The sequence below is a fragment of the Phocaeicola sp. ICN-14070 genome, from assembly GCF_037892625.1.
GTDB classification, from domain to species: Bacteria; Bacteroidota; Bacteroidia; order Bacteroidales; family Bacteroidaceae; genus Phocaeicola; species Phocaeicola plebeius.
On the sequence record NZ_JBBKBF010000084.1, the window covers coordinates 1 to 12,085 of the forward strand.

The window sequence follows — 12,085 nt, forward strand, 5'->3', positions numbered from 1 at the left end:
CATTTTTTGTACTTGAGCTGCCAAGCTAAATGTACGGACTGTACCGTCCGACTCAAGTAGCTCAGGGAACTCATAACAATCATTATTCCCATCTTCAGATAAAACTCTATGCTGATACATGGTATAATTAATCGGTCCCTTTTGTGTTTCCTGTTCTTTAGAAGTAATATTTGAAATGTTGAAATCTGCTTTCTGAAGATACCTCAAAATATAATCTTTTGCAGACTCATTCTTGAATGATTCTTCAGCATAACGATTTAAAGTTGATACTGATACAATAGCTGGCATAACCTGATTGGTCAAATACTGAAAAACCGTCTCTAGTTCCGCAATATGTGTATTCACCTGCATATAGGCCGAAAAAACTGACATGTTATGCAAACACTTCAATGTCATTGCTTCTTTAACAGCTTGCGGTATTTTGATTTTCTGGCCAAATTTGATAACAGAAACATTATTCTCTGTATTTCTTTCAAATATAGTAGCAGGTTGTTGACTTGGATAATAAATTAAACTTTCCTTAGCTACGTGCCATCTGTCTAAAGCTACTGAATAGACATAACGAACAGTTTTTTCCTTATTTTTCAAATAGAACGAAATCGAATATTCAGATAAGTGCCTCGAACTCGTTTTATTCAGGAGAAACGGAACTATTTGAATTTGTTCTGTCTTATTAAGTGGAGTATAAGTAATAAATGACTTGATAAAATCACAAACCTTGATAATATTACTCTTACCAGAAGCATTAGCTCCATAAATTACAGCTATCTTCAATAATCTCACACCAGCACCAAAGTCAACAACATGATATGATTCCATATCCTTACTTCTATCTGCTTCAAAACTTAGTATAGCCTCGTCTCTAAATGAGAACATGTTCTTAAATCTAATCTCTGCTATCATACAAACATGTTTTCTACAAATATATAGCTAAATATCAATATTTACATATAAGGTATGATTATTTACACCATTTATGCAAATATCTAAAACTAACATCTATTCTATCAAATTTATTATAAATCTAGGCTGTATCATCATTTAATCAAAATCTCCCTGGTACGAAATATTCGCCAGTATACTTGTCTAATTGTGAATTATAGGTATATAACACCATGTAAAATAAAATAAAATTTGTACAATAATTTTATTTCAACAAGAACATATAGACAAGGAACATGGTATTCTTATGAATAATGAAGAGTAGACCTCGTTCTACTCTGGCTTATTGCAAGTTTAAAATTTAGATTTACCCATGTAATATATACATGTATTTTAAACTCAACTTACTTAAATGATTCAACCATACAGCAGAAAAGCTATTGAGTTTACAAGTTTAATAAAGCTCATGTATGTTTATATGGGTTAATAAACTTCTTCCCTAAAGCAGTAGAATAATTGTTTGGTTGATTAAGTGTGGCCATATTAATTTGTTTAATTATTAATCAAAATTTACTTCAAATGTAGTATGAAATTCTCTTTTTATAGATGTTGTCTTATGAAACGAATTGTCAAGGTGTACTAATCCTTTGAGTGCATTAAGACTGCATGCAACATCAAGAACATGATTAAGCTCCGATGATATGCAGGTAGATTGTTTGAAAGTCTTATTACGAGCTTTTTTTTGCGGATTTCTTGCGTTTAGCAAAGTAGAAATAACCATATCATTCTCTAATCCACATTGTTTAGCTCTCATAAATGCTGTTTCAAACCCTTCTTTATCAACCCCTATTACTTCATTAGTCCATTCACTTGAAAATTTATTACTTTTTGCTTCTGATTCACTCGATTTAACTTTTGTTTGTAAATCACCCTGTGGAATAAAGGCATTAAACTCCTCGTCGATGTCACGCTGTTTAAGTCCAATTAATTGTGTTTCCCACTTAATATAAGTCGCACCAAGATCAGTCAAAATGTTTACAATTTCTCGTATTTTTGCTTGTAGAACAGCATCCTCATATTCTTGCAAAAGGATATAACGATCATCGAAAGGACATTTTAAATATGTTTGTCCATATTGACACAATGCAGGTGAGAGAGACGCAGGCAAAAGATGTTTGTCAAATTCAGGGTCGATAATCATGAGAGAAGATGGAATCATTTCCGAATTTTTCTCCCATTTCCAAGAACCAGCTATTTTTTGTGGTTCAATTCTGATTACATTTGGTTGGGTATTCATAATGAGATGATTTACTATTTTGTATTAAGTGAATCTAAAGAAGATATTGAATCCATAGTTTCAATAGTAGCTTTTGGAGTTTTATTTGTTATGCTTGCCACACATGTGTACACGAGATAGCCAATTGCTCCTCCTATTAATACTGTCATTAAAAGAGTCGTTAGAAGATTCATTTTTTTTTCTCAGAGACGCTAATATCATCAGAAACGATCTCAAAATTATGTTTTAAACTGATTGATACCAACTCTTCTTTGGCTTCTTTCAAACTCATCATATTATTGATGTAAGCCATAAATGGGATTCTTCTTCCATTTTCATCTAGGTTACTGTATCTACCTTTAATGATGTATGACTTTTGTCCTCCTGTACCTTGTATGAATATTTCACATTTTGAACCATTCTGAATTTTTCTTGCTGAATCCGTTGCGCATAAAACAGAATATAGCCTTTGAAATCTTTCGTCAGAATGAGAAATAAGAGTCCCATTAAAAAAGAGCTTTGTGTCAGCCTTTATGCTGTCTTGTACCCATAAGATATTATTAATCATATTTTCATCTTATTTTTGAGGTTTTCCAAATCTGAATTATTAGTGGCATTTATTACCATTATGTTTGCTTTGGATAATAGATCCGTTAATTTGTAAGTTTGCTTCAACTCATTAGTTGCTTCTTTTGTCTTGTCTTTAAAATCTGAAACCTTATCAGCATATGAAATTACAAGATAAAAATTATTTTTGTCCAGTTGACTTCTAAATTTGTTCTCTATAAAACCAAGTCTTGCAATGACATCTTTTTTGTATGAATAATCATTTAGATAACTATAAATACTGAAAAAAAACATCACAGCTTTTGGGGTACTCGTACAAATTGCCTGTTCATAATATAATTTCACATTTTCTTCTTGTCCACCATAATCATATCCACTCTTAATCTTTATGGAATCACCATTTTTTTCTTAAAAGTAAATGAGGGAAATGACTCTTTATCAAACGTTCCTCCAGGCTCATACTTTACATTCCTCAAAAAGCAAAGCCACAAAGTTTTACCTGAAGCACGAGGTCCCAAAACAATTAACTCTTTTGCATCTTTTGACAGGGCGTGCCATGTTCCTATAATTACTGCCATTATAGCAGCTATTAGGAGGTATAATGGATATCCAAATTGTATCATATATATTTTGTTATAAAATTTTAAAACTGATTACATGAGTTCCACATTTAGCTCAATATTATTTAAGCATCCTGCCTTTTTGATGTTGATACCGTAAATACGGTAGAAAGCATCAACAACGCATTGACCACCATTAGTGGAGACAGGGTTACTCATAGTCTGAGTAATTACCTCTACTGACATGCCGGGCTCTATTCGTATGCCATTGCAGTTCTTTACGTGCTTTGTTGTAATTCTAAATCTTGCCATGGTTATAATGCATTACTTAGTTAGTAGATAAAGAAAGGCGTAGGTTAGCATCTATCACTTGGTGACAGTCATCGCCAAACACCCTTAAAACAGTGAACAGAACACTTCTCCTACCCCTGATATTGCTTATATGTGTGCTACATCATCGAAGGAACGCTGTGCTACCTTCATCCGTTCTAGACTGTTTTTGGCGATTTCGTCTCCAATATGAAGCCTAAACGCTTCTTTTATATTCATTCAAGCATGCACGTACATCTTTTCAAAATTAGTGAAAATTTTCGAAACACGAGTAGCTTCCGTACACTTTTTTGTTCTACATACGTTTTTATTCATTTCAACACTATTTATGTAATTAAGCTTACATTTTGTACATCTATTGATGCTTTTTACATCCTTTGTTCATCATAACACTTCCAAATCTTTTGATACTGAGCATATTGTATGAACGAAGGTAATATGCTCCAAGGACGAGTGTGCATACTGCCACATTTTGGACACTTTTGTGGTGCAGAGAAAACAGTTGCATTCCACTCAATATCGAGGGACATAAAGCGTTTACCACACTCACTACACTTAAAAGGTATTGTACCTCTAACCATTTTACTTATCTCATTTGAATAATTGTTTAATCTTGTTCTTTATGGAGTTATAAATCATCATACAGACTACTAATAGAAGAAATTCTCCAACCACTCCCCAGATTACCATGTATATCCAGAAAAGAGGAGCAAACCACCAGCTGTCATCAGCCCAATGATGGTATGCTTTTGTTACACTTCCTTACTTATCTGCTTGCCAGATGACAACTCCAAGGAATATGATGCTTTTGAATATGGTTCCCAAAGAAAGCATCCCCAGTCGAATCCGCATCCCTTATTTTCTGCCATATTTTAATTACTAAAGATTAGCCAAGCAAACAATAGCCATAGACATCAACATTTCTTATTCATAGTTACTCACTCAATAATGTTTGCAAAGTAAATTCCTTTTTCCCTATTGTTACATAGGCAGGACGTAAGGACTTGATGGGAAGTACTTCTTTTAAGGGTGTATGGCTCATAAGTATGATCGAAATACTACGCTGTGCTGCCAATGTAACAAGTTCTTTAAAAAACACTTCTACAACCGTCTTGTCAAGACCCTGATTAAGCCCTATATCCCTAATAGCAGTTAGGTCGTCAATGATGACAACTTTATGTCGAGTTCTTGGATTGTCCACATTTTCAAGTAACTGTTTTGTATTCTCTACCAATTCTGAAGCAGCCATATCCTTATCATATATAAATAAAGGAGCCTTCTCCAGAGCCTTGAAAGCATCAGTCATGCGTTCACAGTCTTTAGAAAAGCGTAAATCCGTTTTTAGCAGGTCTTCAACTTCACCAAGCTGCTCCATAAGCTTCTTGATAACTGCCACACTACCTTCCGTCAAGCTATAAAGTAAAGTCTTCATTCGTCCGAATACGGCTATCTCGTTGATAATGGCAGCCCCAATATCCTCTGGTAGATCTTTTGGAGTGTGAATGACCAACACTCTGTTCTCCTTTTTAAGAATATACAAAGGATTGGTCATCCAACACGGCATACAGATTGGACTATACGCGTACTTATGCCATTGTGGTATGTAACTAATATGCATATTAGATTGGCATTTAGTTTGCTGTCTTGTTGCCTATTGCATCAATACCACACTTACACAATGCTCCGATTGCTATTACGCCTGCAAGGATGATGGCTACGATAGCGCCATTGTTGTTGTCCTTAAATTTGTCATAATCGACATCAAATTTGAGATTTTCCATATGTCTTATTCATTTTAGTTTATTTTTATGCTGCAAATTTGCTACATTTGCAAATAATGACAAAGCCATTCTCCAAATAGGAAAAGGAAATCAAACTAACGTGTAATATAATACACGATATGAGGGTGTTTTTCCTATGATTCGGCAGCATTGATATCTACCTCTACAAAATCACAATAAAAAACTCTCTTTTACATATATAATAAAGGTATACTATATGACAGATAAAGAAAGACTAAATACGATTCTCCGTCTCCGCTTGTTCTACTCCACGGAGAAGGAACTTGGCGATAAAGTTGGCTTGTCATTGACGGGAAACCACTTTAGTCGACAGAAACCCTTTGCTTGTGAAGCATTCTTCAGCAAGTTCTCGGAAGAATGCAAGGAATACACCCAAGGAAAGGTGAATCTTGCATGGCTACTTTGTCAATATGAAACCACATCCAAATTCTTCAAGAAATACATTGAGAATACTAGGCATGAAACCAATAAACGCTTCATACCATATCTGCTGAACTACCTTTACAAAGGTGAGACTCCTAACGATGGAGCTCAACACCTAAAGGACATCATCATATGTGAGCGATATGACGCTTATAACAAGGACGATGAAATGAACATTGGTATCATAATCCTTATGACTTATGGTTTGATACCAACATTCAAAAACAAGAGCAGTCAGGATGTAACCGATATTATCGATGATTTCAAAAAGGCATATGACATATTGTTGGAGATTGCACAGTCACACCAGGCCGGTGCCAGCACCAAGTATAAGGAGATACTATGTCTTAAAGAAATGCGCAAGCTCATAGAGGAAGAGCAGGAGGGGGATAAATATCTTAACAGACTACTTCTAATTCATATCACCAATGATGTGCTAAATAGAATATTCGCATTGGAAATTCCTGCAAAGCTCAGACAATACAGCAAAGAGATTGTACCTATGGATTTTGAACTGCCAAGATTATGGCGATGTGAAGAGGAGGCTGACAACATTGTGTGGGAGTTCGTACCACTCAATATAGATGCTTATTACCTCTATCGCAATGAAATAGATTACAAAGAGAAGAAAATACGCTTCACAAAGTATCAACTTACGTTCAAGGATATTGGCTATAAGGATTTCTGTTATACAATTATCATGCGTCCATCAGCCAATTGGCACAATATGCTCAAACGAGAACAACCAGAAGATTCCATCTCTTTTGACTGTACTGATATCGAGTATGAGAATGATAGGCATACAGTGAGGGAACTGACGTTCACAAGTGAGTCGCCTGTTAGCGAAAAACCACTTGTCATCAAGGCTGTCAAAAAACAAGATGCATTGAACTACTACACCATGTATCTTGATCACGAAGGTGCTGCCAGTGATTTTGAAGACGAAGACTGTCAAGCACAATATGCAATAACTTTTGATGTTATAGATGTTGCAGTAACCAATACTGCAATACTCTTCAAAGGCGACAACGCTATCTTCAAGTTGGACAAGTATGATGAGGATGGCAACGAAACAATTCCCGGTATCAGTGCGCTGACTCATACTGACAACTTCATATATGCGGAACTGGACGAAGATGGAAAGGAACGACAGTTCTTGTGCCTTGACTCCATAAATCAGAACCTTGACGTTAAAGAGTTGTTCAAGAAACCATACTTCCACGAACTTGAACAAGTGTCAGACATATTCTAACAGCAAATGGGACTAACAGATAACCTTTGCCAGTCCCATTTCCTTTTCCCTTTTGTTTATCGTCACTATGCTATTGCATCGTGCATCATATCCACATATTTCACGAGTATACTTGCCTTGTCGTCAAGCAAACGAACAGGACGCTAAGCGTATGCATACAGCACAATAATTGGGTTCTTTTCGTCAAGGAAAATCATGATAATCCTACCTACTTTGGTGGTAAAACGTTCAAACATAAAAGATTTATGGCCATCCCGGACTATTCAATTGTAATAGCCTATGGACATACACTGCTCTACATAGGTAGAGCAATATCCATTGGACCGCTCATACAGACTAGACGCACGGGAACAAATCCAAAAGAAATGCTATCAGCCAAATCTGAATATGGGTAAAGAAATATACGAGCCAAACTATTATTGGCCTAACGAGAAACCTGTATTCAATTCTGAACAGTTTGGGGAAATAAATTCAGATCAGCTAATTGACACTGTTATAACTCATATGTCACCTTCATTCTGTGAATTACAAAACAAGAATGGTCTTTCAGAATGGGCCAGTAATGATACACAACTACTGGCCGATGTCCAGCAAGAACGATAAGCCATGAATTCCATTTATTACTTACTCAAGGAAAGCCGAACCGTTACCCATTGGTGCTATGGACATTTTTATCAGAGTTAGCACAGTGACATTGATGTGATCTTATTCAAAATGTTCAATATTATAGAGTCTACAAAATAAAATAACATCGATATAATGACGTAAAGTCCCAACGAGCTACGTAGACAGTTATACAATTTCAGCAAGGAAAAAAGATAATTAAAGTCCTTCATCAACAAGAACAGCATTCTGACCGATGAAGGGTTTTCTAAAAGTTTAAAATTTAGATTTCACATGTAATATATACATGTATTTTAAACTCAACTTACTTAAATGATTCAACCATACAGCGGAATAAGCTATTGAGTTTACAAGTTTAATAAAGCTCATATATGTATATATGGGTTAATAAACTTATTTATAAACTTCATCCCTAAAGCAGAAGGGAAACTCTTTTTTCTTTGCTGAAAAATTTCAAGTAGTATTGACTTCTACCCAATGCAGGATGAACATTCCGTGCGTCTTTTCGAGGATTTGACGAATCAGTTTGTACGTGAATGCCTCTTTCTTCTTGCCGAATTTGTTGGCGGTGGAATCACACCTAATGAAGTATTGAAAAATATATTCAATACTTTTTGGAGTTGAAAGTATGAAAAAACTTTCATCATATAGAAAATGAGCCATGACGATATATTAATGCCCAAGATCCGTCATGGTGGCGTTCTATAAATATTATGATATTTTGCTGCTATTTCACGAAATACCTGATTTACAATGTATTGTATATCATGCTGCAACTCAGCAGCCATTGCTTCAATATCAAATAAAAGTTAAATACGTTAAAGTGGTCAAGTGAAAGAAAGTATACCATTTGAAAATATCGCTCTTGAACCGTTTAGAACGTAACTTATTGATAGTCAGACATAGTTAAATACTGCATCGGTAAATGATAATGTAGTAGAATTTAGAATATCAAATTCCTACTACTCTTAGTATTTTTAGTATACAAAAAAAGGAAAGAGTAATGTCATCACAAAGTTCTGATATAAAAAAAATAATGGAACAAATTGTCCAGTTTACTAAAGATAGAGACTGGGATCAGTTCCACAACGGAAAAGATTTGGCACTGGCTTTGTCTATTGAAGCTTCAGAATTAAACGAAGCGTTTTTATGGAAACAGCCAGAAGAGGTAAACGTTGATAAAATTAAAGAAGAATTAGCCGATATTATGAATTATGCATTTCTTATTGCTGATAAATACAAATTAGATATCAAAGAAATCATCTTGTCAAAATTAGCTAAAAACGCAGAAAAATATCCTGTTGACAAATCCAAAGGTAACGCTAAGAAATACACTGAATTATGATTGTATATCACGCCAGTAAAAAAGGATTCATCAATGACGTTTTCAATGGAACTATTGCGGACGATATTGATCACGCTTTCTTGCTTCATTTAGGAAGACATACTTCTCCCAATGAAAAGCTATCATGGAAAAATTCCATGATGCACATGTATAAAGTAATCAATACACCAGATATTCCGGATGCTTCAACAATAGCCATCGAGTATCAAATACCCCTTACGTCCAAACGTATTGATTTCATTATTTCTGGAGTTGATACTAATCAGCGTTCCAATATTGTCATTATTGAACTGAAACAATGGGAACAAGCAAAACTGTCCAAAAAATCTGGTATCATACAAACTCATTTTCAACACGGTGAAAGTGAAACGGCACATCCTTCCTATCAGGCCTGGTCGTATGCTTATATGCTTCAAAACTATAATGAGACCGTACGCGAACAAAGTATACAACTCATGCCCTGCGCTTTCTTACATAACTATCAGGAAGATCATATCATCTCTAATGAATGCTATGCTGAGTACATAGCGAAAGCACCTTTATTTTTAAAGTCAGATGCAGGAAAACTACAAGATTTTATTAAGAAATATATCAAGTACGGTTCTAAAGAGGATATTATATATCTCATCGATAAGGGTAAACTACGGCCTTCCAAGCAACTGGCTGACGCTCTAAACTCCATGTTACATGGAAATAGAGAGTTTGTATTATTGGATGATCAAAAGGTTGTATACGAAACTGCGTTAAATTTGGCAAGAGAAGCCGCAAAAGGACCCAAACATGTTTTTATTGTAGAGGGTGGACCTGGCACAGGGAAAAGCGTTGTCGCCGTAAATCTATTAGTTGAATTGACTAAAGAAGGTGTTGTAGCTCAATATGTATCTAAAAATGCAGCACCACGTGATGTATATACAGCTAAATTATCAGGGAGCTTTAAAAAAAGCTACATTAACAACTTGTTTGTAGGTAGCGGTAGTTTTATAGATACCCCACAGAAAACTTTTGGAGCTTTAATTGTGGATGAAGCCCACAGGCTGAATATGAAAAGTGGTCTCTACAGTAATTTAGGCGAAAATCAGATTCTTGAAATTATACAAGCAGCTCGTTTTTCCATATTTTTTGTCGATGACCGTCAAAGAGTACATATCAAAGATATAGGCTCCAAAGCTGCCATACAAAAATTTGCAGAATCGTGTGGAGCAATTGTACACACTGCTAAATTAAGTTCTCAATTCCGATGCAATGGTTCAGACGGTTACTTAAGTTGGCTCGATAACACTTTGCAGATTAAGGAAACAGCCAATATTCGGTTGTCTGCTGAAGATTACGATTTCAAAATTTTCTCAGATCCAAACCAATTATTTGAGGCTATCAAAGAAAAAAATAAAATCAACAACAAAGCACGTGTTGTAGCTGGATACTGCTGGGATTGGAACAGTAAGAAAAGTCCCAATGACTATGACATTGTCCTGCCAGAATTTCATTTCAAGAAACGATGGAATCTGAATACAGATAAAAATTTATGGATTATAGGTGATAAATCTATCGAGGAAATAGGTTGCATACATACGTGCCAAGGATTGGAACTGGAGTACATAGGAGTCATTATTGGTCCAGACATGCGTTATGAAAACGGACAAATTATTACTGATGTCACTCAACGTTCTGGTAACGACCAGTCTGTTAAAGGGTTCAAGTCGTTCATTACACACAATAAAAGTAAAGCTCTGCAAGATGCCGATGAGATTATTAAAAACACATACCGTACTTTACTTACAAGAGGTATGAAAGGCTGTTATGTGTATTGTTGTGATAAAGCATTGGCTGAATATCTTGCAGCCCAATTAGAACCTCAACATGAGTCTGTTCCTGAATTGAGAATAGAGCCAGAAGTCAATGACGAAGTGAAATACATTGATTTTCTGCCTTTATATTCCATACGGGCTGCATGTGGATATTTTGGGGAAGGAGAAATAGTTGATGAAACCGGTTGGATGAAAGTTGAAGGAATGGGAAAACTTAACCGGAATATGTTTATCGTACAGGCTGTAGGACATTCTATGGAACCGCTCATTCACGATGGAGATTATTGTGTCTTTAGGGCGAATCCAGCAGGCAGCCGACAAGGGAAAATTGTACTTGCAGAACACCATAATTACTATGATCCTGACTATACTGGCAGTTATTCTATCAAAACATATACCAGTAAGAAATCATTTGATGCGGAAGGGAATTGGGCTCATGAAGAGATTGTTCTCCAGCCCAAAAATTCTAACTACTCCCCTATCATTATTGAAGAAGAAAATGCAGATGAGTTCCGAATTATAGGAGAGTTCATAGGTATTTTACAGCCTGATAAGATATAGAAACAAAGAGAACTAAACCTAAACACACAAATAGAGCGATATTTGCTTATTATATGATAGGTTGATAAAGAAAGACAATCAGCCATGCAATGCCCAATCACACTTTTTCGAGTTTTTTAAAAGTAACTACTCACCATACAACATGTCTATCATTTCCGCAACCAATTGTTTATCCGCGAATCGTACTGCAAAATCTTCTTCTGTTGCATACCCGATAAAATTGATACTCCCATACCAGATATCCTTTTTGTCGATAACGACTAATTGAAGAGTCAACGATTCTGAAACATAAACAGCAAATCCTTCTCTTTGCAGCCACTCCACTTGCTCATTCCTATGTTTTACGAATACAACCACTTGTACTCCTCTGCATATAGCTTCCTTCAATGCCCTCCAAAGACCAGACTGTTTTTTCAATCCACTTTTCATGGCAGCAATCAGTACAGAATGTTTGGCTTGGGATATATGTTCCACCAAAGACGCTTGATAGTTATTTCCTGAAAATAGACTTTGAGGATGCTGCTCAGTTACTGATGGCTCGTTCTCCAACAACTGATAGCCTATAGCGGCATAGCCTTTCAATCTGCGTTGGTACATACGTTCGCATAAAGGAAGGCGGATGTCAATGTAATCATAGATGCGGACATCAGTCTTTCCA

Annotated in this window: 12 protein-coding genes; 3 read left to right on the forward strand and 9 right to left on the reverse strand. The window is 35.6% G+C overall.

Annotated features, from left to right (window positions below; all coding sequences use genetic code 11):
- The 8 genes from WKT20_RS16300 to WKT20_RS16335 form a co-directional block, all read right to left on the reverse strand.
- A partial coding sequence (locus WKT20_RS16300; protein WP_340417724.1) for an AAA family ATPase occupies positions 1–903 on the reverse strand: 903 nt, incomplete at its 3' end.
- 538 nt (positions 904–1,441) lie between these two features.
- Entirely contained in the window at positions 1,442–2,179 is a 738-nt protein-coding gene (locus WKT20_RS16305) for a hypothetical protein (protein ID WP_340417725.1), read from the reverse strand.
- Between the two features lie 169 nt (positions 2,180–2,348).
- The gene (locus WKT20_RS16310; RefSeq protein ID WP_340417726.1) at positions 2,349–2,726 is read right to left on the reverse strand and encodes a hypothetical protein; all 378 of its coding nucleotides are present in this window, start codon (positions 2,724–2,726) and stop codon (positions 2,349–2,351) included.
- Positions 2,723–3,070 (reverse strand): hypothetical protein, encoded by a 348-nt coding sequence (locus tag WKT20_RS16315; protein WP_340417727.1) that lies wholly within the window; start codon positions 3,068–3,070, stop codon positions 2,723–2,725. The genes WKT20_RS16310 and WKT20_RS16315 overlap by 4 nt, the downstream gene beginning before the upstream one ends.
- Before the next feature lie 41 nt (positions 3,071–3,111).
- Entirely contained in the window at positions 3,112–3,303 is a 192-nt protein-coding gene (locus tag WKT20_RS16320; RefSeq protein ID WP_340417728.1) for a hypothetical protein, read from the reverse strand.
- Positions 3,304–3,378: 75 nt separating this feature from the next.
- Complete coding sequence (locus tag WKT20_RS16325; protein WP_340417729.1) at positions 3,379–3,597, reverse strand: DUF6140 family protein; 219 nt, start codon at positions 3,595–3,597, stop codon at positions 3,379–3,381.
- Positions 3,598–4,549: 952 nt separating this feature from the next.
- Complete coding sequence (locus WKT20_RS16330; RefSeq protein ID WP_340417730.1) at positions 4,550–5,167, reverse strand: DnaB-like helicase C-terminal domain-containing protein; 618 nt, start codon at positions 5,165–5,167, stop codon at positions 4,550–4,552.
- A gap of 79 nt (positions 5,168–5,246) precedes the next feature.
- Positions 5,247–5,396, reverse strand: a complete 150-nt coding sequence (locus WKT20_RS16335) for a hypothetical protein (protein WP_340417731.1) — start codon at positions 5,394–5,396, stop codon at positions 5,247–5,249.
- 217 nt (positions 5,397–5,613) lie between these two features.
- On the opposite strand from WKT20_RS16335, the gene WKT20_RS16340 reads away from it, so the two are divergent.
- From WKT20_RS16340 to WKT20_RS16350, 3 genes are all read left to right on the forward strand, one after another.
- Positions 5,614–7,092 carry a hypothetical protein gene (locus WKT20_RS16340; protein ID WP_340417732.1) on the forward strand — a complete coding sequence of 493 codons (1,479 nt, stop codon included), beginning with the start codon at positions 5,614–5,616 and terminating at the stop codon, positions 7,090–7,092.
- 1,627 nt (positions 7,093–8,719) lie between these two features.
- A complete protein-coding gene (locus WKT20_RS16345) occupies positions 8,720–9,061 on the forward strand; it encodes a nucleotide pyrophosphohydrolase (protein ID WP_118165045.1) in 342 nt (113 codons plus the stop codon).
- The gene (locus WKT20_RS16350; RefSeq protein WP_340417733.1) at positions 9,058–11,427 is read left to right on the forward strand and encodes a DNA/RNA helicase domain-containing protein; all 2,370 of its coding nucleotides are present in this window, start codon (positions 9,058–9,060) and stop codon (positions 11,425–11,427) included. The genes WKT20_RS16345 and WKT20_RS16350 overlap by 4 nt, the downstream gene beginning before the upstream one ends.
- Positions 11,428–11,553: 126 nt before the next feature.
- Here WKT20_RS16350 and WKT20_RS16355 read toward each other — a convergent pair.
- On the reverse strand, positions 11,554–12,085 hold a 532-nt coding region (locus WKT20_RS16355; RefSeq protein WP_340417734.1), incomplete at its 5' end, for a phospholipase D-like domain-containing protein.